This is a genomic window from Seonamhaeicola sp. (genome assembly GCF_028281565.1).
In the GTDB taxonomy this organism is placed as follows: Bacteria; Bacteroidota; Bacteroidia; order Flavobacteriales; family Flavobacteriaceae; genus Seonamhaeicola.
Genome location: NZ_JANQJQ010000016.1, coordinates 104,166 through 126,365, shown reverse-complemented (window position 1 = coordinate 126,365; position 22,200 = coordinate 104,166). Strand labels below are relative to the sequence as shown.

Annotated in this window: 24 protein-coding genes; 7 read left to right on the top strand and 17 right to left on the bottom strand. The window is 38.7% G+C overall.

Going from position 1 to position 22,200, the window contains the following annotated elements:
* Window positions 1-12: 12 nt before the first annotated feature.
* From Q0983_RS08405 to Q0983_RS08325, 17 genes are all read right to left on the bottom strand, one after another.
* Window positions 13-1,248 carry an alginate export family protein gene (locus Q0983_RS08405; RefSeq protein ID WP_299551297.1) on the bottom strand — a complete coding sequence of 412 codons (1,236 nt, stop codon included), beginning with the start codon at window positions 1,246-1,248 and terminating at the stop codon, window positions 13-15.
* Between the two features lie 142 nt (window positions 1,249-1,390).
* Complete coding sequence (locus tag Q0983_RS08400) at window positions 1,391-2,224, bottom strand: ABC transporter ATP-binding protein (RefSeq protein ID WP_299551294.1); 834 nt, start codon at window positions 2,222-2,224, stop codon at window positions 1,391-1,393.
* A gap of 11 nt (window positions 2,225-2,235) precedes the next feature.
* A complete protein-coding gene (locus tag Q0983_RS08395; RefSeq protein ID WP_299551291.1) occupies window positions 2,236-3,084 on the bottom strand; it encodes an ABC transporter ATP-binding protein in 849 nt (282 codons plus the stop codon).
* Window positions 3,085-3,158: 74 nt separating this feature from the next.
* On the bottom strand, window positions 3,159-4,262 hold the full coding sequence (locus tag Q0983_RS08390) for an ABC transporter permease (protein WP_299551288.1): 1,104 nt from the start codon (window positions 4,260-4,262) through the stop codon (window positions 3,159-3,161).
* Between the two features lie 26 nt (window positions 4,263-4,288).
* Window positions 4,289-5,683, bottom strand: coding sequence for a CmpA/NrtA family ABC transporter substrate-binding protein (locus Q0983_RS08385; protein WP_299551285.1), 1,395 nt, complete (start codon window positions 5,681-5,683; stop codon window positions 4,289-4,291).
* Between the two features lie 246 nt (window positions 5,684-5,929).
* Window positions 5,930-6,640 carry a cytochrome c3 family protein gene (locus Q0983_RS08380; protein WP_299551282.1) on the bottom strand — a complete coding sequence of 237 codons (711 nt, stop codon included), beginning with the start codon at window positions 6,638-6,640 and terminating at the stop codon, window positions 5,930-5,932.
* A 15-nt stretch (window positions 6,641-6,655) separates the two neighbouring features.
* Window positions 6,656-7,684 carry a ferredoxin--NADP reductase gene (locus Q0983_RS08375; RefSeq protein WP_299551279.1) on the bottom strand — a complete coding sequence of 343 codons (1,029 nt, stop codon included), beginning with the start codon at window positions 7,682-7,684 and terminating at the stop codon, window positions 6,656-6,658.
* A gap of 7 nt (window positions 7,685-7,691) precedes the next feature.
* On the bottom strand, window positions 7,692-8,174 hold the full coding sequence (locus tag Q0983_RS08370) for a hypothetical protein (protein ID WP_299551277.1): 483 nt from the start codon (window positions 8,172-8,174) through the stop codon (window positions 7,692-7,694).
* 98 nt (window positions 8,175-8,272) lie between these two features.
* Entirely contained in the window at window positions 8,273-9,088 is an 816-nt protein-coding gene (locus tag Q0983_RS08365; protein WP_299551274.1) for a DUF3365 domain-containing protein, read from the bottom strand.
* A gap of 25 nt (window positions 9,089-9,113) precedes the next feature.
* On the bottom strand, window positions 9,114-9,527 hold the full coding sequence (locus tag Q0983_RS08360) for a globin family protein (RefSeq protein ID WP_299551271.1): 414 nt from the start codon (window positions 9,525-9,527) through the stop codon (window positions 9,114-9,116).
* Between the two features lie 298 nt (window positions 9,528-9,825).
* Window positions 9,826-10,599, bottom strand: a complete 774-nt coding sequence (locus tag Q0983_RS08355) for a Crp/Fnr family transcriptional regulator (protein ID WP_299551268.1) — start codon at window positions 10,597-10,599, stop codon at window positions 9,826-9,828.
* A gap of 123 nt (window positions 10,600-10,722) precedes the next feature.
* Complete coding sequence (gene dsrP / locus Q0983_RS08350; protein WP_299551265.1) at window positions 10,723-11,940, bottom strand: sulfate reduction electron transfer complex DsrMKJOP subunit DsrP; 1,218 nt, start codon at window positions 11,938-11,940, stop codon at window positions 10,723-10,725.
* A 249-nt stretch (window positions 11,941-12,189) separates the two neighbouring features.
* Window positions 12,190-13,257 carry a 4Fe-4S dicluster domain-containing protein gene (locus tag Q0983_RS08345; RefSeq protein ID WP_299551262.1) on the bottom strand — a complete coding sequence of 356 codons (1,068 nt, stop codon included), beginning with the start codon at window positions 13,255-13,257 and terminating at the stop codon, window positions 12,190-12,192.
* Between the two features lies 1 nt (window position 13,258).
* On the bottom strand, window positions 13,259-13,879 hold the full coding sequence (locus Q0983_RS08340; RefSeq protein WP_299551259.1) for a cytochrome c3 family protein: 621 nt from the start codon (window positions 13,877-13,879) through the stop codon (window positions 13,259-13,261).
* A complete protein-coding gene (locus Q0983_RS08335; protein WP_299551256.1) occupies window positions 13,872-14,564 on the bottom strand; it encodes a multiheme c-type cytochrome in 693 nt (230 codons plus the stop codon). The genes Q0983_RS08340 and Q0983_RS08335 overlap by 8 nt, the downstream gene beginning before the upstream one ends.
* Before the next feature lie 3 nt (window positions 14,565-14,567).
* Window positions 14,568-16,895: a molybdopterin-dependent oxidoreductase gene (locus Q0983_RS08330; RefSeq protein WP_299551253.1), complete on the bottom strand. Its 2,328-nt coding sequence runs from the start codon at window positions 16,893-16,895 to the stop codon at window positions 14,568-14,570.
* Window positions 16,896-16,897: 2 nt separating this feature from the next.
* On the bottom strand, window positions 16,898-17,137 hold the full coding sequence (locus tag Q0983_RS08325) for a hypothetical protein (RefSeq protein ID WP_299551250.1): 240 nt from the start codon (window positions 17,135-17,137) through the stop codon (window positions 16,898-16,900).
* A 180-nt stretch (window positions 17,138-17,317) separates the two neighbouring features.
* On the opposite strand from Q0983_RS08325, the gene glp reads away from it, so the two are divergent.
* The 7 genes from glp to Q0983_RS08290 all read left to right on the top strand — a co-directional run bounded on the left by glp (window position 17,318) and on the right by Q0983_RS08290 (window position 22,197).
* The gene (gene glp, locus Q0983_RS08320; RefSeq protein WP_299551248.1) at window positions 17,318-18,496 is read left to right on the top strand and encodes a gephyrin-like molybdotransferase Glp; all 1,179 of its coding nucleotides are present in this window, start codon (window positions 17,318-17,320) and stop codon (window positions 18,494-18,496) included.
* A gap of 13 nt (window positions 18,497-18,509) precedes the next feature.
* Window positions 18,510-18,848 carry a LysR family transcriptional regulator gene (locus Q0983_RS08315; protein ID WP_299551245.1) on the top strand — a complete coding sequence of 113 codons (339 nt, stop codon included), beginning with the start codon at window positions 18,510-18,512 and terminating at the stop codon, window positions 18,846-18,848.
* Between the two features lie 142 nt (window positions 18,849-18,990).
* Window positions 18,991-19,731, top strand: coding sequence for a sulfite exporter TauE/SafE family protein (locus Q0983_RS08310; RefSeq protein WP_299551242.1), 741 nt, complete (start codon window positions 18,991-18,993; stop codon window positions 19,729-19,731).
* Between the two features lie 2 nt (window positions 19,732-19,733).
* Window positions 19,734-20,318, top strand: a complete 585-nt coding sequence (locus tag Q0983_RS08305; RefSeq protein ID WP_299551239.1) for a molybdenum cofactor guanylyltransferase — start codon at window positions 19,734-19,736, stop codon at window positions 20,316-20,318.
* A complete protein-coding gene (locus Q0983_RS08300; protein WP_299551236.1) occupies window positions 20,302-20,535 on the top strand; it encodes a MoaD/ThiS family protein in 234 nt (77 codons plus the stop codon). The genes Q0983_RS08305 and Q0983_RS08300 overlap by 17 nt, the downstream gene beginning before the upstream one ends.
* A gap of 98 nt (window positions 20,536-20,633) precedes the next feature.
* Entirely contained in the window at window positions 20,634-21,737 is a 1,104-nt protein-coding gene (gene moeB, locus Q0983_RS08295; protein WP_299551234.1) for a molybdopterin-synthase adenylyltransferase MoeB, read from the top strand.
* A 16-nt stretch (window positions 21,738-21,753) separates the two neighbouring features.
* Window positions 21,754-22,197: a molybdenum cofactor biosynthesis protein MoaE gene (locus Q0983_RS08290; protein WP_299551231.1), complete on the top strand. Its 444-nt coding sequence runs from the start codon at window positions 21,754-21,756 to the stop codon at window positions 22,195-22,197.
* Window positions 22,198-22,200 lie beyond the last annotated feature (3 nt).

The following is a 22,200-nucleotide window of genomic DNA, read 5'->3' as shown; positions in this document are numbered from 1 at the left end:
ATATGTTCAATATTATTTTGCCGTGTTTAAAAATTTAGGCTGAATTACTAACATGGCCCAGGCCCAGTTTTGAGTATCTTTTACTCCGGGCAAATCTGCAACCTCGCTTGGCTCAAAGAAATGAGAATAACCTCCTACCAATGTAAATTCTTTGAATTTTTTAGCTAATACCAAATCAATTTCGCTACCTAAATTATCTTTATCCAAAGATTCCTCTTTAAATGTGTGGAATTTAGCTGTTAATGCACTGCCTTTACCCAAGCCAAATTTAGCACCAAAATTAAGATCGTTTAAACCACCTGCATTGCCATGGTTACCAACATAAAATCTATCAATTAAACCGTTAAATTTATGATTAGTTCCATATAATGGGAAGAACGCTGCTGAATCATCTTTTCTACCGGAAATTGACTCATATCCTGCCAAAATAGTGATTTTATCTGACGCTTTAAAAGTGGCATCCAAGCTATATAACAAGGCACCTTTTACATCTGCCCCACCAATTCTTTCACCTTCTTGAATGAAAAGATTAGAGCTTAACCCCAAAGCACCTGCTTTGTAACCTGCGTGCAAACCAGCTGTAAGTAAGCTGGATTTATTGGAGCCATCTACATTTGAGTCTTGAAACGTATTTACTAAACCTAAAAATGAAATATTAAATTTTTCACCTTTACTGTTCGCTCTCACAAATACCATATCTCTATAAGAGAATAAGGCTGAAGTATTATATACTTCGTCTACTGTAGTGTTTAAAGCACCACCTATATCTAAACTAAACTTATTTTTTTTGTATTTGTAAACGGCCGCATCGTGTGTTCTGGCTTGTTGTGCCCATCCTAGTCCGCCCAGAATTCTTTGATCATCATAAGATAATGGCTGGCGACCTAATTTTAAAGTTGAAGATGCTCCTAATTTAAGATCTGCCCAAGCTTCCTGAACTCTAAAATTACCATTACCGGCGGTAGCAATCTGAGGTCTGTCACCAAAAACAAATACCTCCTGGAAACTTGTAAATACGGTGTAAGTTTCTGCTACATACTTGGCTTTTATGGCTGCTCTTACAGACGTTCTTATAAAACCTTCATCTGCATCTGTAGCCGTTTGAGCGGGAAAAGTCCCTCCGGTAAAATTACCTCCATTTCCGAAGTATTCGGAGCGCGGTCTAAACTCGCCATCTAAGGTAAACTGTGCTTGTGCAAATTGAGCCACTAAAGCTAAAATTGTTATTAATACATATTGTTTTCTCATACTTTCTAATTTTAAATATTGTGTTTGAATTAGTTTTTAATTTATGGTTAACAGTAACATGTTCGTCGGCAAATATAAAAAGACAAGAATATCTTATTTATGACAAAACTCATGTTTCTAACTGCTTTTTTTCCTTTAATTCTCAGTGTTCTAAAAAATCTATTAAATGTTTTCTGTATTTGTAATAATCTTCATGTTCTAAAACGGTTTTACGCGTTCTTGGCCTTTCAAAATCAACCTCTAAAACGTCACCGATTTTAGCACTGGGTCCACTGGTCATCATCACGACACGGTCTGCTAAAAAGATCGCTTCATCCACATCGTGCGTGATCATAACTGCTGTGATCTTTTCCTTATTCCATATCTCGATAAGGATGTCCTGAAGTTCACCCCGGGTCAATGAATCCAACATGCCGAAAGGTTCATCCAGTAGTAACACCTTAGGTTTAATAGCGAAGGCTCGTGCAATGCCGACACGCTGTTGCATCCCCTGTGATAACTCGGATGCTTTTTTATGAAAGGCATCCTCCAAACCTACTTTTTGAAGGTAATATTTGGCAATATCATTACGTTGTGCTCTGGTAGCATGTGGAAATACCTGGTTGACGCCTAATAACACATTTTGAAGTGATGTCATCCAGGGCATTAAACTTGGTGCCTGAAAAATAACACCGCGGTCCGGCCCCGGGCCCTTTACATGTTTTCCCAAAACCGAAATATAACCGTCTGTAATATTGTTAAGTCCTGCTATCATAGATAACATGGTTGTTTTACCGCAACCAGAGTGCCCAATAATGGTTACAAACTCTTCTTTCATTATCTGAAGATTTAGATCTTCCAGTACCACATAATCACCTTTGGGCGTTGGGTATACTTTCTTAAGGTTCTTTAAATCCAACATAACTCTGGAAGGCGGAAAAAGACCGTTATCTGTTCTATCCCCAACTACTTTATAATCTAATGTATCTGTACTCATAACCTTTGTTTTTAAAATCTACTGCCTACAAAACTTTTGGGTGCTAAATCCGGTAATACGAATGCTTCCCTGGCCACCGATTTACGCTGATTCCCTATATCCATTAAATATTCTATAATGGCATTCCTGGTCTTTTTATAATTAGGATTATCGTTTAATTCGGTCTTATCCCTGGGGCGCTCAATGTCTATTTTAAACTCGGGCCCTAAAGTAGCCCTTGGTCCCGGACGTAACGGAATGATCCTGTCTGCCATATAAATACCTTCGTCTACATCATTGGTAATTAATAAAGCGGTGCGCTTATCTTTTCCCCAGATGTTCAATATTTCATCCTGAAGGTTCCCACGTGTTAAAGCATCCAATGCGCCTAAAGGTTCATCCATAATGATCATTTCCGGTTTCATGGCTAATGCTCTGGCCACTGCTACACGCTGACGCATCCCTCCTGATAATTCCTTTGGACGCTTATTGATTGCCGGTGTTAATCCTACCATATCAACATAACTGGCTACCATGTCGTTAAGAACCGCCTTCTTTTCCTTTGGAAAGGCTTCTTTAACAGCCATATATACATTCTGCCCTACACTTAACCATGGTAACAAGGAATAATTCTGAAAAATTACCCCGCGCTCGTGACTGGTTCCTCTTACCGGTTCACCTTTAAACAACACTTCTCCACTTGTAGGTTCAAGTAAACCGTTAATTAAGTTTACCAGTGTTGTTTTGCCACTTCCCGTAAAACCTACTATGGCAACAAACTCCCCTTCTTCAATAGACAGGTTGATATTTGAAAGTACCTCGGTGGCATGATCGCCCTGACCGTAGGTTTTATAAATACTATTTAATTCTAAATATGCCATTTTCTAAAAGTTTATCTGTTGATCTGTTGATTCGTTTAATTAACTGTTTAACGATTTAACAATTCAACATTTTGTTATTGTGCATTCTTATTGAACGATACCATATTTTGAATGGTTAACATGATCCTGTCTAACAGAAACCCGATAATTCCAATAACAAACATGGCTACAATGATCTTAGAATTGGAGTCGTTCGCGCCGTTTTGGAACTCTTCCCAAACAAATAACCCTAATCCAGGATTTTGTGCTAACAATTCAATAGCAATAAGTACCATCCACGCTACCGATAAGGTAATACGTAGTCCTGTGAAAATAAGTGGTAGCGAAGACGGTAATATTACTTTGAACACTTTTTGAATAGGCCCTAATTTTAAGACTTTGGCAACATTTATATAATCTTTGTCAACGGTAGAAACCCCCATGGCTGTATTTACCAGGGTAGCCCACATAGCGCACAAACCAACACTAATGAAAGAGATGATAAAAGCACTATCTGAATTGGAGTCTTTGGTCATGGTTTTTACAATCATGAATACTAACAGCAACCACACCACCGGAGATACCGGTTTAAAGATCTGTATTAACCAGTTGAATGAACTTCTTAAGGTTTTACTCAACCCTATGACAATGCCGATTGGAACCGCTATAAAGAGGGCTAACAAAAATCCGGCAAATACGGTTTTTAAACTGGTGATGATCTGGTCCACAAACGATGGCCTTCCGGTATACGTAATGGGCGCTTTTCCTTCGGCTATACGCTTGGCATTTAAAGCTGCTGTTTTTTCCTTAAAGGCGGCCTTATCCGCACTAATGGCTTTGTGGTCTGCCAATAAGGTTTTATAAGAATCCCAAACCTGCGCCGGTGACGGTAAGGTATTAGGCTGACAACTAATGTCGCCTGAGGCTATACAGGCTGCCATTTCATCGGCAGCCGCCTGTCCCTGCTCTTCCATTGCCTTATTGATCTTATAGTCTGCTTCAATATTATAAAGTGTTTTGGCTCCTACGTGCCATAATCCGATAAACAGAACAATTGAAGTAAGAGGCACCACAGTTTTACGTAAGAAGTCTTTAAAATCCTCCTTATCAAGTTTTCCCGTAAATAGTGACTTTAATGTGGATATAAAACCTAACCCCACAAACTTGCTTACTTTATTTAATGTTATGCTTTGCTTCATGACTATTTGCTTTTATTGATTATTTTTTATTGTACAGCTTCGTCTTTGTTTCCTATTTTAAAGCTGTTGATGTATCCTATAGGATCTTTGGCATCGTATGTAGTGCCATCTATAAAATCTGATGTAGCCGGTTTGTATCCGTCAGTTTCAGGAATATCACTTGCAGGAATATTGCCTTCTTCAACTAATAATGCAGCCGCTTTTTTCCAAATGTCTGGTCTGTAAATATCTTTGATAGTTTCAGCATACCATGCAGCCGGTTTAGACTCCGGGATCTGTCCCCATCGTCTCATTTGTGTTAAGAACCAAATACCATCAGAATAGAACGGATATGTTGCATTGTACTTGTAGAATACGTTAAAGTCCGGCATCTCACGCTTATCACCTTTTTCAAACTCGAAGGTTCCTGTCATGGAGTTGGCCAATACCACTTCATCAGCACCAACATACTGAGGCATTGATAAGATCTTAACAGCTTCTGCTCTGTTTCCCGGTTCATCTAACCATTTACCGGCTCTGATCAGTGCTTTAGTAACGGCGATAGCTGTATTAGGGTTTTCTTCAACAAACTTTTTAGTCATTACAAATACTTTCTCAGGATTGTTTTTCCAGATGTCGTAGTTTGTTGTTACAGGTACACCAATACCTTTAAATACGGCTTGCTGATTCCATGGCTCACCCACACAGTAACCGTAAATGGTTCCCGCCTCAAGCGTAGCCGGCATTTGTGGCGGAGGTGTTACAGATAATAAAACCTCAGCGTCAATTTGACCTTGTACGTTATCAGCGGTGTACATTCCAGGGTGAATACCTGCTGCTGCCAACCAATAACGAATCTCATAGTTATGCGTTGATACCGGGAATACCATGCCCATTTTAAAGGCTTTACCATTGTTTTTGTATTCATCAATTACCGGCTTAAGCGCATCTGCCTTAATAGGGTGTATTGGCTTACCATCAGCACCTTTTGGCACATTTGGCTTCATTTTAGACCAAACATCATTAGATACGGTAATACCATTACCATTCAAATCCATTGAAAATGGTGTTACCAACTCTGCCTGACGTCCAAAACCTGCTCCGGCCGCAATGGGCTGACCTGATAACATGTGAGACCCGTCCAACTGACCATCAATAACACGGTCTAATACATTTTTCCAGTTTGATTGTGCCTCTACAGAAACAAATAAACCTTCATCTTCAAAGAATCCTTTTTCTTTTGCAATGGCTAAAGGAGCCATATCTGTTAATTTGATAAAACCAAATGTTAACTGTGGTTTCTCAATTTCCAATTGTTTTGTTTTTGAAGTTTCAGTTGAAACTTTTTCAGCTAGCGTATCATCTTTCTTTTTGTTACCACAAGAAAAAAGTAAAACCGCTACAGGTAAAATCCAGATCGTTTTTTTAATTAGTGCTTTCATATTTATTGTTTTAATTAATTTCTAAGTATTTATACTTAATTTCATGACAAATATATAAGTAGTGTTACTTCTATTTCATGATGAACACCATAGCAAAACCACTTTTTACGCCACAAAAAAACCTGCCAAAAGGCAGGTTTAACCAATAAAAAGCTGAAAACAAGCAACTTGCATCAGATATCTTTATAAGTATTTATTATAACCGACATACTTAATATTACGTATTATTAACTATTAATAATGCTTTTAGTCATTTTTTAACTGCTCCAGCCACGCCTTTTGAGAAAGCGCTATATACTTTTTGTCCGTTCCATAAGGGTCCTCACCACCGTCAAAATAATGCCGAATTATTTTCATGGGAATAGTATCCCCCAACTTCTCAGGTACTTCATACCTGTGATTTCCATGAAAATCATGACATTGAATACAGGTGGTCCATGCTTCTTCCACTATTAAATCTTTATGAGAAATATCCAATGGATCATTTTCAACTTCCAGGTCCTGGTGACAATTCATACAGTAATTAACTGTAGCTACAGAAACACGTTCTTCTTCATGTTCCGTATGACAGGTGATACAGGTGGTAGCATCTATATTTTTAATAGCATCTTTAAACCTGGGCTCTGAAAACCTGTATGTCGGATGCCTGTCATTTGGCCTGTCATGACATTGCAAACAATTATCTACTGTTACATCCTGTGTCCCAAAATCCACCCCTTCTTTCCGTGCTCCTACGGCATGTGACATGTTCGATTGCAATTGCTGAAATAAATTCCCTTTGGCATCGGCATGACAAGCAAAACAATTTAGATCCTGGTGTCCTGTATTCATTGGTCCGATAGAAATATATTGCTCGGTACTTTCAAGCGTAAGGATATAAAATATGGCAATGCCAAGTACCAAACCTATGATACCTCCTAAAAATTGTCTTTTTCGTAACGGACTTACCTTAAACATATGATTTCGGTTTAATTATATTTCTATGACTACTTTTTCACTTACCGGATAGGTAATACACGTAAGAATAGTACCATTTTCCACATCACTATCAGGAAGCAAATGACCATCAGTCATTTTTACTTCGCCTTCTACACATGTGGCTTTACATGTTGCACACATACCGGCTCTACAAGAATAGGGAATAACAATATTGTCAGACATGGCTTGCTGCAAAATTGATCGGTCTCCCCTAACCTTTAAAGCATGTGCTTCACCCTCAAACTTTAAGGTAACATCACTTAGCAAATCTTTACCTGTTACCTTGACTTCCGGTGCTTTGAAAACTTCCAGTTTAATTTTATTCCTGGTAATACCATTATCTTTTAAAACCTCTTTGATCTTCTCCATGTATCCAAAAGGGCCGCATATCATATATACATGATCGTCATAAGTTAAATCATGCTTTAAAAATATTTTATCAATAAGTTCATGCGTCGCTAATCCAACATGATAATTATTATGGCAACCGTTACAAACCGAAATAATATGCTCTACTGAAAAATTTTCCGGGTATTTTTCTTCTAACGCTTTTATTTCATCATGAAAGATGATAGACTCCGTGTTTTGATTGGCATAAATCAAAAGTACTTTGGAGTCTTTCTCTTCGGTTAAAACCGATTTCACGATGGAGAACATAGGTGTTATGCCGCTTCCCCCTGCAAACAAAACATATTGGTTCTTTGATTTACCATCAGGATTAATACAAAACGTCCCGGCAGGGGCATCCACTTTTAATGTATCTCCAATATTCAGGTGATCATGCACATAATTGGAAACCAATCCCTTTTCAACCCGTTTTATAGTAATTTTTAAATCTTTGTCCGTATAAGGATTACTACTAAATGAATAGGCTCTTTTATGAACTTTATTTTCAACAGGTACATGAATGGTTAAAAATTGACCCGGTTTATATTTCAACTTTTTAAAAAAATTTCCGTTTTTAAAACAAACACTAACAGCATCGTCAGTTTCCTTTATAATATCTTTTACCAGTAGCTTCATAATTTTTCTATTTGTAATAAAACACCATAGTGATGTGAAATACCATAAGAATGGTAACTATTATCGACAAGGCTACATGCACAATCATCCAACCCTTGAACAGGATATCACTATTATTCCTGATAACATCTAAATTGAAATACCCCAGCAACGCATTTGAGAAAAAGATATAGCTTAACAATAATAAGTACCCGTAACCTAATCCCATGCTATGTATATAAAAGAACAATGGGCTTACAGCTCCCAACCATTTATGGATAGCCTGCATGGCCATGGCGTGTTTCCTGAATTTTTTAATCACCCTGGAAAGTGTCAGCATCCATTGACATGTTATAAGCATCATTAAAGCCAGGCCAGACCACCTTTTAAATAGTTCTTCCTGCTGCCATTGAAATAACCAGTTCCATTCTAATTTTAAAAAGTATTGGAAAAAATAAGCTATAAGGAACACCAGTCCTATTAAGGTAGATTTGTTATTTTTTATAACCATATAGAGGTATTTTTATTGAAAGCAATTGCAATCTCCCCATTTCATTGTCAACAAAACAAAATGAGAAGGGATTGCAATTTTAACACTGAAACAAAGTACTACTTGACAGCTACCAGGTGCTTCATGGTTTCATAAGACGAAAGCTTTTTAACACTATCTAAGAAGACTTCGGGTGTTGGCAGGTAATTACCTTCTGCAGGCCATTTGTCGCCTATTTCCGGTTTTTCACTTTCCTTAAAAGCTTCAATTTCATCTAAGTATTCCAAATAAATATCTACTGTACCTTTGGCATATGAATTTAAAACAGCTACTGTTTCTTTGTAGCTTAGTGAATCTTTGGGGTACTGCCAGGTAGTTGCTCCCATAACATCTCCCAATTTCCAATCGGACTTTGCTGTTTGAGGATGCTCATTATGGCAGGTTACACAAGCGCCTGCACTGGCCAGATCGGCAAACATGGCCGTATACAGCTTTTGTTCTTCTTCATAAAAAAACTGGGGTTTTTGATCTTTTTTAATTTGTTCAAATAGATCGGCCTGCTTCCCTTCAAACTTATTTGCTGCGTTTACCGGAAAATCAGACCCTAAATATAATCCTAATGGTACGGGGCTTTTTCTTATACTGGTTGCTATACCTCTTAAAAACAAAGCCGGTAACGGGCCTGCTTCTACGTCATCCTTTCGCCAATCTTCATCAAACTTCATTCCCTGTGCTTTTCCTTTCCCAACTATAGCCTTGGTATAAAGTGTTCTGGTTACATCATTCTCTTTGGCTACCATTTCTAATACTTTTTCAACCGAAAACGCATTTTCTGTGCCCGCAGTTTCTGTTTTTTCCTCCGGAACACCGCCACAGGCATTTAACAAAACAAGGCTAAACAGTACTACTAGTTGTATTTTATTTATATATCTCATACCTCTGAATTTTAGTTATCAATTATTAATAAGCCGCTTCTATCATAACATCCGACATAGTGCCGTAGACACTGGCCCATGCTTCTTTCACTTCCGGAGTAAAGTCATCCCCCAATCCGGTTTCAAGTGTCCCCAACAAAGCTTCTCCTACTGTAGTGTAATGAAATGGCTCTACTTTATATTCAACATGACGCTTACCCAAATCCTGTAATATAGGAACCAAAGCTTCCAGATTACTTAATCCGGCTACCGCTGCCGCCAACATTGACATTAATTTGTTGCCCTGCACTTTCATAGCCTCTTCACTACTTGGAAAAAGCGGTTTTAGGTGTGGGTCCAATTCAAACAATTTTGAATAAAATATTTCTGCCGCGGTTGCTGCAATTGGTTTTACTTTTTCAAATGAATCCTGTACTAAGGAGATTGTTTTTTCTTCCATTTTTTCTGCTTTTTTAAGGTTCTAAAATACTTACAACATGTTATAAGTATTAATACTTATTTATAAAGCAAAACTAAAAGGTCTCTATGGAATTAAATATGGATATCAGCAGAAGAAAACACCTTTTTACAACATCTTTTCTTTTGGGATAACACAGTTTAAAAACTGGTTTTACACCATATTCAGTTGGCAGTTGCAGTATTCAGTGCTCAGTAGGCAGCACACAGTCTGTAGTTGGAATTTGGAATTTGATTTTTAAGAATTTAAAACTTAGCGTTTTCCTGTCTTTGCGAGAAAACTAAGAATCTAAAAAGAAGTTATGCTCGCTGATTTCTTTTTTAAGTAGTGCTATATCGGTAATACCGATCTTTTTACCACTGGCAACAATTAAGCCTTCTTTTTTCAAAGCTGAAAAAACACGAATGACCTGTTCTTCAGAAGTTCCGGCATAATCAGCATATTCCTTTCTACTGAGTGGTAAGTTTAAAAAACCATTTAGGTCACCAAACTTTCGGTTGATATATAATAAGGTATCCACCACGCGTTCCCGAACGGTCATTTGAGATAAGGATTTTACTTTGGATTCACTTCTATTAAGCTCATTGGCATAAAAAAGCATCATATCATAGGTGAACTCAGGGTTTTCGCGTAATGCTTTTTGCAGGGCATCCTTAGAGAAATAGCATAAAACGGTATCTTCCAATGCAATAGCCCCTATGGAATAATACTCTTCGGTACCAAATCCACGGTGTCCAATGATTTCACCATCTTTTGCAAACCTTACGATTTGTTCTTTACCGTTTATGCCGGTCCTAAACACTTTAACCTTACCCTGAAGGGTAAAGAACAGCCCATTAACAGGCGCTCCTTCAATAATGAACTGCTGCCCCTTTTTACAGAAGATCTCATTTTTTTGTTCTAAAAATCCGGAGGTTTCAAAGACTTTAAGGTTCTTTTTGACTAAGCATTTAGTATTTTCACAGGCTCCGCAAGAGATCTTACCCGAAGACGTTCTTTTAGACTTTGTATATGGAGCAACTGTAAGCATAAACCATTTGATTATTACAAACATACGTAATAATACTTAGTTTTTTGCTATGCGTGCATATTTTTAGGAGCCTGATAAAAATGCCTGTTCTTTTTTTGGATACTCAAAAAATTGACACCCTAAAATTATGAAATGTGTAACTGCGATCTATTTCTTATAACGAAGTTTTCCTATTTCAATACCGATGGCCGTTTTAGCTAAAATGGTGAATACAAACGCGCCTAATGCCCAAATACCTAATGTAACGCCTATTTCAATACCGGTAGGCGTATATTCGGCTATTTTACCGTAAGGCCCTGGAATAAAGCCGGGAACAATAAGACCGAAGCCTTTTTCGATCCAAATGCCTATAAATAAGATTAAACAGGCAAAGAACAATACTTTAAAATTATTTCTTAGCTTGTGGAACGTAAGTAATATGGTTGCGAGGACATTTAATGAAATTGCAGTCCATATCCAGGGCAACAAGGCATCTTTCCCATGCAATCCGAAGAATAGATAGTAAGCACTTTCACTGTGATGTGTCGGTGCATAAAACTCTTTAAACAATTCGGAAATTAACATGATCAGGTTGATCTGAGCAGCTACGGTAACCACCATGGCTATTTTTTTAATGGTCTTATCTTCAACCTTAAACGATGTATAGGTTCTTATAATAGCCAATACCAAAATGATCAATGCAGGCCCTGCGGCAAATGCCGAAGCTAAGAACCTTGGACCCAGTAAAGCATTATTCCAAAACGGTCTGGCCTGTAATCCCTGATAAAGAAATGCCGTTACCAGGTGAATGGCCACTGCCCAAAATACCGATATAAATGCTCCGGGAACATAAACACTTCGCTTGGATTTTTTCCCCTGGTAGTGTCTGAACAAAATATAAAAAGGAATAGTCAGGTTTAAAAACAGGTAACCGTTAAGTACCAACACATCCCATGTCAACATAGAGTTTGGAAAGTTAAAAACACCTATTCCCGGTATCATATGCCATAACACAGAAGGCCCTCCCATATCGGCAATCACAAAGGCTAAACACATAATTAATGCTGCTACAGCTAAACCTTCACCAATTAAAACAGCCTGTTTAAAATCAATATCCTTCAATACATAGGTTGGCATGACCAACATAACAGCGGCTGCGGCAACGCCCACTAAAAATGTAAAATTTGATATGTATAAACCCCAGCTGACCCTATCGGTCATTCCTGTAACGCTCAATCCCTGATCTAATTGGATGGAATAGCAGTACATACCCACTAACATGATAAAGGTTAAGGCGGCCATCCATAAATGGTACTTTTTAGAACCGTGTGTTATAGTATCTAAACTATCTCTAACTAAACTTTTAAAAACTTTTAATCGTCTCATTTATATGTTATTTCTTTTCTTTGGGCGTTACCTTCGTTCCATACCTACAAGGTTTTGAAAACCTTGCAGGAGTCCCTCCGGTCGGGCTTTCCACTATATCTTTTTTAACATCATTGTGAAGTAAATTTCCAATTTACTGTGGCAATCTCCTCAAGAGGAAGCGATTACTTCGTCATTCTTCCTCGCAATGACAACGCATTTGGTTTGGTTAAAAAAGGATGCCGTTGCAATCCCTAACGCTAACCAACATTAGTCCATAAAATACCAGAACTTAGGTTCTGTTCCCAGGTCTTCTTTTAATCTGAATACTTTTTTATTCTCCAATACCCATCTGATAGTACTGTTGGGATCCAACAAGTTCCCAAATATTCTTGCTCCCGTTGGACAAGCCTCCACACAGGCTGGGTTTTTACCGGCTCTGGAACGCTGTACACAGAAGGTACATTTTTCCATAACACCTTTTTTACGAAGGCGGTTCCCCAAATAGTGCTGATTTTTATTGATCTCCTCCTCGGGCACTTCAGGCTTACTCCAGTTAAAACGACGTCCGTCATAAGGACATGCCGCCATACAGTATCTACAGCCCACGCACCAATCGTAATCTACCACTACCAAACCATCATCTTCTCTCCAGGTGGCTTGTACCGGACACACATTAACACAGGGTGGATTATCGCAATGGAAACACTGCGTTCCCATATAGAAATGACCTTCTGCCGGAACTTCGTGATAATAATTATCATCTGCTTCATTAAAATTGAAGCCCTTTCCGTCCTTCATTTCATGAATGCGAATGTATTGCATCTGAGAGTTTCTATCCTGGTTATTTTCTTCAACACAGGCACTTACACAATCCATATAGCCCTGGCACTTTGAAATATTAAATGCATAACCAAACAGCACATCTTCTTCTGCATTTTTGGCCGACATATTAATGGTTTTTCCTGTCCGAAGCTGATACGAACGCACTAACCTGTCTACAGTCGCCTGCTTCTCTTCATCCGTCATCAATTTGTAGTTCCCTTTGAACTGCTCTTCCCAATCAATCTGCGCTTTTTCTTTACTGTCTTCGCCCGAAAACATACTACAGGACGTACTTACGGCTCCGGCTCCAATGGCTAAACTTGCCGCCAGTTGTTTAAAAGCGGAGCGACGATCCATTTTTACATCGAACACCTGTTCAAAACCATCTTTTTTAACCTCCTGGGTGTGTCCACCACAACTTCCGGATGGTTTACCACAACTACATCCGTTGGAAGCCTCCTGGTTTTTACGACCAATATTTAAGGGAAACCATTTTTTGTTATCGCTTCGCATACTATTCTCTTTCTTTTATTTTTTGTGTATTAAAACGTGCCGGCCATCTGGTCTCAAAATGAGGTTCATGCGGATTATGACAATTCACACAAGTCATGGAAGCCCGTGGTGGTGCCCAACCGCCTATACGTTTACCATGTGCGCCACCTGTCCAGTCTTCAAACTGCTTGGTGTGACACTGGTTACACAAATTATAGCTGTTATTAAAATCGATACTGTTGCCTGTTAAGCTAATTAAATCGTCCATGCCACTACCATCATGGCAGGTAGTACAGTTCATGGTGTTTTCATTGGCATGAACCAGTTTAATATCCCAATGCGCTTTTTTACCATCTTTACTTTGTAATTGAGCCAGGGGTTTAGAATGGCATTCGGTACAGGCATATGATTTTATCTGACCTTTTCTTTCAGGGATCAAAAACGTATGACCTCCTTCGGTAATCTCAATGGTCTCAATACCTTCTAAATGAACTTCAGAGGATAAGGTTCCATGATAATTTTTACTTTCTGCCGCAATCTTGTCTGTAATACCGTGATATTCGCCTTCACCATGTTTACAAGAGCATAACACAAGTGTTAAGAACGACACACAAACGATTCTATGTATAATATGCTTACTCATTACTAGTTGCTCTTTTAAAAATCCCTATATCAGTCATTTCTTTATTATTAGGTACGTGACATTGCCTGCAATTGATACGCTCAGGATGTGTGACACGAATCTCTTTTGGTGCACCTGGTCCCGCATGGCAAGACAAACAATTCTCATGCATCTGTATTTGATGCGGTATGATTGGCGGGCTTCCCACCAAGGCATTATTAGTTCCAACCTCCGGAGCCTCTACTTTATGGAAATTAGTGCCCTTAAACAGGGTCTGCGTCTGTTGTGGCAAATGGCACTGTCTGCAGTTAACCATTTCAGGATGTGGTACCACCGGTGTGTATGCTTTGAATTTATCAACATAGCCTCCATTTTGATGGCATTTTAAGCAGCTATTATCTCCCATATTTCGGTCGTCTTCAACCTCATGGGGAATGCTTGGCGGTGCCCCGTGAAATGCTCGGTTTTTATAATAATCCTTTAATGAACGCTGATGCGCCTCGTCTACGGGCATATTAGCATACTCCAATGCATATTCCGAACGTTCAAATACTCCTGTTTCAGAAGGGATCACCGGAACGGGATTGTTATTATCAATAGGAACGTACGCTTCTTCACGTCCTGTTTGATAACTAAAATTCCAAACCCAAATAAAAGCCATGAACAGGATGACAAATAATGATATGATACCTAATCGTTTCCTCATGTGTTACACTTTTTCAACGTTAACGGCACATTTTTTATAATCGGGTTCTTTAGATATCGGACAGAAAGAATCTAAAGTAATATCATTGATCAGTAAATTTTCATCAAAGAATGGTACAAACACTTGCATTGGTGCCGGTACACCCCGTTGATTTACTGATGCCGGTAAAACGATCTCGCCCCTTCTTGTTGTTAACTTAACCTTATCTCCAGTTTTAATTTGCAGACGTTCGGCATCGCCCGGATTCAATTCCACATAGGCATGAGGCATAGCTTTATGTAATACCGGAATACGTCTGGTCATAGATCCGGTATGCCAATGTTCTACCACGCGACCCGTATTTAGCCAATATGGATATGCTTCATCGGGTTCTTCGGCTGCCGGTTCGTAAGGACGTTGCCAAATCACTGCCTTACCGTCCGGTTTCCCATAGAAATGGAACGCTTCTCCATTGCTGCAGGCAGGATCGTATTTGGCATTAAAACGCCATTGGGTAGATTTACCATCTACATAAGGCCATAAAACTCCCGGTTCCGATTTCAACACCTCTAACGGTGCCATGTTATGCTTTTTATTATCGTGGTGCTTACGGTATTCATTATAAATTTCCTCGATATGGGTTTCTTTCTTGTAGTAGAATTGCTTTTCAAAACCCATACGCTTAGCTACTTCAATAAGCTGCCAGGTGTCACTCATAGATTCTCCGGGCGCCTCTACCATTTTCTCAAAGTGCTGGGTTCTTCGCTCTGAATTTCCAAAGAGTCCTTCGCGTTCAATCCACATGGCCGATGGTAAAATCACATCGGCAATATCGGTTGTTGGTGTTGGATACACATCAGACACTACAATAAAGCGTCCTTCTTTCTTAGCACCATCTCTGTACCGTTTCAGTTTTGGCATGGTCACCATCGGGTTAGTCACCTGAATCCACATAAACCGGATATCGCCTCTATCAAGAGCTCTAAACATCTCTACGGTATGATATGTTGGTTTAGACGGAATGTTCTCAACAGGTACATCCCATATTTTTGCCGCAAACTCGCGGTGTTCCTTTTTCATTACTACACCATGTGGCAGCTTATGTGTTAGCGTACCAACCTCTCTTACCGTACCACAGGCGCTGGGTTGTCCGGTTAAAGAAAACGGACTATTCCCAGGAGTTGAAATTTTACCTGTTAGTAAGTGAATGTTATAAACCAGGTTATTTATCCAGGTGCCGCGAGAGTGCTGGTTCATACCCATACACCATAATGACATCACCTTTTTATTAGGATCACCGTAGTAGGCTGCCATGTATTTGATATCCTTGGCAGAAACTCCGGATATTTGTTCTACCTTTTCGGGGGTATAATCTTCAAGGAATGTTTTATAGGCTTCAAAATCAATCTTCTCAGGCTTATCTGTAAACTTATATTTATCCTCTAGACCATAGCCCATATTGGTCAACCCTTTACTGAAGTTACAGTGTTTTTCAACAAAGGACTTATTAACCCAACCATTCTTGATGATCTCGTAACAAATGGCATTTGCAACTGCCAAATCCGTTTGAGGTTTGAAGATAATAGACTTGTCCGCCGCCATACTGGTACGTGTGGTTCTGGTAGCAAAATCAATAATCTTTACACCACGTTTTAATCTTTGGTCCAATAATCTTGAGAAAAGCACCGGGTGCATTTCGGCCATATTATTTCCCCAAAGCACAAACACATCGGCATGGTCAATATCTTCGTAGCAACCCATAGGTTCATCCATTCCGAAAGATGTTAAAAACCCGGTTACCGCACTCGCCATACATAATCGGGCGTTGGCTTCCACATTATTGGTGCCAATACAGCCCTTAAATAATTTAGAAGCTGCATAACCATCAGGAATAGTCCACTGACCTGAACCATAGATAGACACAGCATCTTTACCATGATCTTTAATGGTTTCCTTCATTTTGGAAGCTATTAAATCAAGGGCCTCATCCATAGAGGTTTGAACGTATCTTCCATTCTTTTTTATCAATGGTTTGGTCAATCGGTCCTTACCGTAAAGTGCCATGACCGCATGGTAGCCTTTCACACAACAAAGCCCTTTGTTTACCGGTGATTTCGGATCACCCTTAACAGCAACGGCTTTTCCGTTTTCAACACCTACCAAAACACCACAACCCACGCCGCAGAATCTACAAGGCGCTTTTTTCCAATCCAAATTACCGCCTTTTGGCAAGTTCTTTTCCTGTTCTTCGGCAAATAAAATGCCCGGAAACATACTGGCTGCAGCTGTCATTGCCGACAATACTGCCATTTTCTTTATAAAACTACGTCTATTAGTTAGCGAGGTATACATACTTATTTACTTTTAGGTGTGTCAAATCCTGAAACCATGGCCAGCAGTTTTAAGCTGTCAATAGCCTCTATCTTTTCTTTTAATTGTTCGTCTTCTATTTTATTATCGGTGTCGGTTACTACAATGAGTAGATCTTTATTTTCGGCAGGTATCACTTCGCAATTAGAGAGCTGCGACATGGCATTTATAAGCTCTTCTTTTTTACCATCATGCGGATGGGCCAGGTAACTTTTTATCGGCATTTCTAGTGTTTTTCTTTTCGGACATAAAAGTCTTGTTTTATCACAGGAAAAAACCTGACAAAAATCAGGTTTTTGTTATTTACAATTGTTCTAAATAACTTCATTTTTAAATTATGACACATGTCATACTTTTTGTAAAATTATAATCGTTATATTTGCACGGATATAACGAAAAACCCAATGATCTCAATAGAAGAAGCTATAGTATCAGTAAAAAAAAGTGTGACACCTTTATTAAAAGAAACCATCAAAGCTGTTGAAAAAGCTAACGGCTATATGTTGTCAAAAGATGTGACTTCGCCTATTAATATGCCTCCTTTCAGGCAATCGGCTATGGATGGGTATGCACTCTATTTACATGATAGTTTAACCTATCAATTGATTGATGAAGTTAAAGCCGGAGATGGCCATCAGCCTGTTCTAAAACCCGGAGAGGCCGTTAGAATTTTTACCGGTGCTGCAGTTCCTGATTCTGCCAATGCCATTATGATGCAGGAAAAAGTCAGCGTCAATGATAGCACCATTGACATTGAACATCAAATAGCAGAAACGCTTAACATTCGTCCAAAGGGAGAGCAGGTAAACGCTGGAGATATCGCCTTAAAAAAAGGTACCAAATTAACACCGGCAGGAATTGGCTATTTAACGTCTTTAGGGATTACCGAAGTTTCCGTTTTTAAAAAACCCACTATCGCTATTGTAACTACCGGTAATGAACTTATTGAACCCGGCCAGGAATTGAAGCACGGCCAGATTTACGAAAGTAATTCCAAAATGCTACAAAGCGTGTTGTATAGCTTGAAGTTTTATGATGTTTCACTGCACAAGGTTGAAGATAATTATGGCAAAACGGTTGATTTACTTAAGAGTGTCATTGAAACCAATGATTTAGTGCTTATAACCGGAGGGATTTCGGTGGGCGATTATGATTATGTTGGTAAAGCTTTGATTGAGCTGGGCGTAGCGGAACAATTTTATAAGGTGAAGCAAAAACCGGGAAAGCCGTTATTCTTTGGAAAAAAAGAAGGTACCTGCATTTTTGCATTGCCAGGTAATCCGGCAGCGGCGCTGTCCTGTTTTTACGTTTACGTTTACATTGCCTTGCAAAACATGATGGATAGAACTGATACGGAATTACCAAGGGTTCAAGCTAAATCAGTTTCAAAATTTATAAAAAGAGGAGACCGCCCCCAGTTTCTAAAGGCTATATATAATAATGGTGAAGTAGCACTTTTGGAAGGGCAAAACTCTTCTATGCTGCAGACCTTTGCACTTTCTAATGCCTTAGTGTTTGTTCCGGCCGACGTATCAGAAATTAATACAGGTGATGCATTAGAAACTATTTTATTACCGGTTTAAAAAAATTAAAGGAATGAGTTATAAGATTAAAAGCCGAATTTGGATTGAATCTGACAACAATGTCTTGTTGGGTGAAGGTCGGGTGCATTTATTGAAAGCCATACAGGAAACCGGCTCTTTATCAAAAGCCGCTAAATCACTTAATATCTCATACAAAAAAGCGTGGCAATTGTTAGACTCCGTAAACAGGTCGGCTAAAAAACCTGTAACCATTAACAGTATTGGCGGTAAAGGCGGCGGCGGTGCTGAATTAACTGATTATGGTAAGTCTTTAATTAACGCCTTTGATGAGATCAATAAAAACTGTTGGGCGTTTTTAGATCAACAACTTGAAAAAATTGAAGCACTATAAATTAAAATGTCCCCTCGAGCGCAGTCGAGAGGTTTCATTCATTGTAGAACAAATAAAATAGGTCTCGACTGCGCTCGACCTAACATAAGGACAAACTTATAACTTTAAATACTTTAGGCACTTCAGAGCACTTAAAACTATCATGTTACAAACCGAAAACATATACATCTTTTTACTGATACTCCCAGTGGTATCCTTTTTATATGCTAGTGTGGGACATGGCGGTGCCAGTGGGTATTTAGCATTAATGGCATTGTTTTCATTTGCGCCGGAAACCATGAAGCCTACTGCCTTACTGCTGAATTTGTTTGTAGCCGGTATTTCGTTTTACTATTATTATAAAGAAGGGTATTTTAATAAAAAACTATTCCTTTCATTTGCTATGGCTTCCATTCCTCTGGCCTTTTTAGGGGGAAGCATTGAAGTGGATGCCTCACTCTATAAAAAAATTCTGGCAGTCCTTTTAATATTTGCCATTCTTAAAATGTTGAACGTTTTTGGAAAGGAAAGTAATAGTATTAAACAAATCAAACTATGGCAAGGCCTTGTAGTTGGTGGTATTATCGGATTCTTCTCAGGGTTGATAGGCATTGGTGGCGGTATCATTCTAAGTCCGGTGATTCTATTGCTGCATTGGGGGAAAATGAAAGAAGCGGCGGCCGTTTCAGCTCTATTTATTTGGGTGAATTCTGCGTCTGGTTTGATAGGACAATTAAGTAGCGGTGTGACCTTAGAAATGGGATCTTTTGTTCTGGTAGCTATTGCTCTCATTGGAGGTGTCTTAGGTGGTTACTATGGAAGTAAAAAAATAAACAACAAAAATTTGAGGTACATGCTGGCATTCGTACTGATAATTGCTTGTGCTAAATTGATGTTCACTTAAAAATGACTGATAAAAATAACATAACAGGTATTATTTTGGCTGGAGGTAAGAGCTCCAGAATGGGCTCTGACAAAGGCTTTATACAACTGAACAATACAAGTTTTGTCGAGTATAGCATAAAAGCTCTTAAGCCCTTGGTCAACGATATCATTATTGTTTCCGATAATCCGGACTATGATGTCTTTGGTTATAAAAGAATAGAAGATGCCATCAAAAATGCTGGACCGGTGGCCGGTATTTACTCGGGATTAGAAGCTTCGGGAACTGAATACAACCTGATTCTCAGTTGCGATATTCCGTTAATAAAAACAGCGGTTTTAGAAAAGCTGATTGATACTACTGATAGGGATTCGGACATCATTCAAATTGAAAGCAGTGGTAAAACCATGCCTTTGATAGCACTTTACAAAAAACAATGCGCTAAGGTGTTTTTGGATGCATTGCAAAATGATGAACGACGTTTGAGAAGGGTTATAAATACTTTGAAAACGAAAAACGTAGTATTGCATGTGGATGAACAGGACACAACTCTGAATGTAAATACACAAGAAGAATTAAAAACTATTGAAAATGTATATAACGGTTAAATATTTTGGACAAATAGCTGAAGTCACTAATAAAGACGAAGAAACTGTGGAAGTCATTGGAGGGCAAGTTTCCGATTTATTGGAAGTTCTCAACACGCGGTATGACCAATTAAAGAACGAAGATTTTCAAATAGCGCAAAACCAGGAGTTGGTTTCGTTAGAAACAGCATTAACAGGATTGGAAATAGCATTATTACCGCCTTTTGCCGGAGGATAAACCAACCCTGCAAGGTCTAATACTGCAAGGTCTTTGAGACCTTGTAGGTATGATAAAGACCTACAAGGTTTGCTAAACCTTGCAGGAACAATAAAGAAATGACAAACAGATACAACAGACATATCATTTTATCGGAAATTGGTCCGGAAGGTCAAGATAAACTTTCAAAAGCCAGGGTACTGGTTGTTGGTGCCGGTGGTTTGGGTTGCCCGGTTTTGCAATATCTAACCGCCGCTGGCATTGGCACCATTGGTATTATCGATTTTGATACCGTTGAGCTATCCAATCTACAACGTCAGGTGTTATTTGGCGATTCATCATTAGGAGCGAATAAAGCGACAGCTGCAAAAAAACGATTGGAAGATTTAAACGGTGACATCAAAATAAACGCATATCCCGAAGCTCTCACCTATCAAAACGCCCTTGAATTATTTAATCAATATGATATTATAGTCGATGGCTCTGATAATTTTGAAACCCGTTACCTTGTGAACGACGCTTGTATCATCACCAATAAACCTTTGGTTTTTGGAGCTATATACAAATTTGAAGGCCAGGTATCGGTATTCAATTACCAAAACGGACCAAGTTACAGGTGCCTCTTCCCTAATCCACCACAAAAAGATGCTGTCCCCAATTGTTCTGAAATCGGTGTTTTAGGAGTGCTTCCGGGCATCATTGGTAGTATGCAAGCTAATGAAGTCATTAAACTTATTTTGGGCATTGGTACTGTATTGTCAGGTAAATTGCTTTGTTATAATTCACTGACAAATCAAACGTCCACCTTAAAAATCAACAGAAATGATACTGTAATAAATGAAGTATTAAACACTCAAGCCAATTTTAAGGGAAGAGTATTAAACATTAATTGTGAAACCGATGAACTGGTTTCAATTCAAAAAATAATTAATAAAGAGCACATTCAAATTATAGATGTAAGGGAGATACATGAACAACCTAAAGTTGATGAATTACCTGTAGCGTCTATGCCGTTAAGTTCATTACAAAATAACCTGGCACTTTTAAATAACAACAAAGAAAAGTATTTTTTCTGCCAGTCCGGAGTGCGAAGTAAAAAAGCGGTGGACTTTTTAAAAGAAGAAGGCATCACAAACTGTTACAGTATACAAGAGGGTGCTATGGAAATAAAAAACTATTTAGAACAATATAAAGAACAAATACAAGATTTCCGCTTTCGCTGAAATGAAAAAACAGATTATGAAAGATAAAAAACCAAAAAACGTATTTAAAGAAGGTGCCATTTCCTCCGACTTTATAGGTCATTCTATTTACAAACATCAAACTAAAACAAATATCGGTGCCCATAATATTTTCCTGGGTCAGGTAAGAGCCGATGAGATTGATGGAAAAACCGTTTCGGCTATTGAGTATACCGCCTATGAAGCTATGGCTAATCAAAAATTTCATGACATCAGAGAGGCTGCTTTTGAAAAATTCGACCTTACCTGTATGCACATTTATCATAGTTTAGGAACTGTAAAAGCAGGAGAAATATGCCTGTTTGTTTTTGTATCCTCGCCGCACCGCAAAGTGGTTTTTGAAGCTCTGCAATACATTGTTGAGGCCATTAAGGCAAATGTTCCTGTTTTTGGAAAAGAGATTTTTGAGGATAGCTCCCACCAGTGGAAAGTAAATAGTTAAACC

Coding starts and splice junctions, on each gene's coding strand:
- Q0983_RS08405 (WP_299551297.1), bottom strand. CDS start 1,248: ATGAGAAAACAATATGTATTAATAACAATTTTAGCTTTAGTGGCTCAA.
- Q0983_RS08400 (WP_299551294.1), bottom strand. CDS start 2,224: ATGAGTACAGATACATTAGATTATAAAGTAGTTGGGGATAGAACAGAT.
- Q0983_RS08395 (WP_299551291.1), bottom strand. CDS start 3,084: ATGGCATATTTAGAATTAAATAGTATTTATAAAACCTACGGTCAGGGC.
- Q0983_RS08390 (WP_299551288.1), bottom strand. CDS start 4,262: ATGAAGCAAAGCATAACATTAAATAAAGTAAGCAAGTTTGTGGGGTTA.
- Q0983_RS08385 (WP_299551285.1), bottom strand. CDS start 5,683: ATGAAAGCACTAATTAAAAAAACGATCTGGATTTTACCTGTAGCGGTT.
- Q0983_RS08380 (WP_299551282.1), bottom strand. CDS start 6,640: ATGTTTAAGGTAAGTCCGTTACGAAAAAGACAATTTTTAGGAGGTATC.
- Q0983_RS08375 (WP_299551279.1), bottom strand. CDS start 7,684: ATGAAGCTACTGGTAAAAGATATTATAAAGGAAACTGACGATGCTGTT.
- Q0983_RS08370 (WP_299551277.1), bottom strand. CDS start 8,174: ATGGTTATAAAAAATAACAAATCTACCTTAATAGGACTGGTGTTCCTT.
- Q0983_RS08365 (WP_299551274.1), bottom strand. CDS start 9,088: ATGAGATATATAAATAAAATACAACTAGTAGTACTGTTTAGCCTTGTT.
- Q0983_RS08360 (WP_299551271.1), bottom strand. CDS start 9,527: ATGGAAGAAAAAACAATCTCCTTAGTACAGGATTCATTTGAAAAAGTA.
- Q0983_RS08355 (WP_299551268.1), bottom strand. CDS start 10,599: ATGTTTGTAATAATCAAATGGTTTATGCTTACAGTTGCTCCATATACA.
- dsrP (WP_299551265.1), bottom strand. CDS start 11,940: ATGAGACGATTAAAAGTTTTTAAAAGTTTAGTTAGAGATAGTTTAGAT.
- Q0983_RS08345 (WP_299551262.1), bottom strand. CDS start 13,257: ATGCGAAGCGATAACAAAAAATGGTTTCCCTTAAATATTGGTCGTAAA.
- Q0983_RS08340 (WP_299551259.1), bottom strand. CDS start 13,879: ATGAGTAAGCATATTATACATAGAATCGTTTGTGTGTCGTTCTTAACA.
- Q0983_RS08335 (WP_299551256.1), bottom strand. CDS start 14,564: ATGAGGAAACGATTAGGTATCATATCATTATTTGTCATCCTGTTCATG.
- Q0983_RS08330 (WP_299551253.1), bottom strand. CDS start 16,895: ATGTATACCTCGCTAACTAATAGACGTAGTTTTATAAAGAAAATGGCA.
- Q0983_RS08325 (WP_299551250.1), bottom strand. CDS start 17,137: ATGCCGATAAAAAGTTACCTGGCCCATCCGCATGATGGTAAAAAAGAA.
- glp (WP_299551248.1), top strand. CDS start 17,318: ATGATCTCAATAGAAGAAGCTATAGTATCAGTAAAAAAAAGTGTGACA.
- Q0983_RS08315 (WP_299551245.1), top strand. CDS start 18,510: ATGAGTTATAAGATTAAAAGCCGAATTTGGATTGAATCTGACAACAAT.
- Q0983_RS08310 (WP_299551242.1), top strand. CDS start 18,991: ATGTTACAAACCGAAAACATATACATCTTTTTACTGATACTCCCAGTG.
- Q0983_RS08305 (WP_299551239.1), top strand. CDS start 19,734: ATGACTGATAAAAATAACATAACAGGTATTATTTTGGCTGGAGGTAAG.
- Q0983_RS08300 (WP_299551236.1), top strand. CDS start 20,302: ATGTATATAACGGTTAAATATTTTGGACAAATAGCTGAAGTCACTAAT.
- moeB (WP_299551234.1), top strand. CDS start 20,634: ATGACAAACAGATACAACAGACATATCATTTTATCGGAAATTGGTCCG.
- Q0983_RS08290 (WP_299551231.1), top strand. CDS start 21,754: ATGAAAGATAAAAAACCAAAAAACGTATTTAAAGAAGGTGCCATTTCC.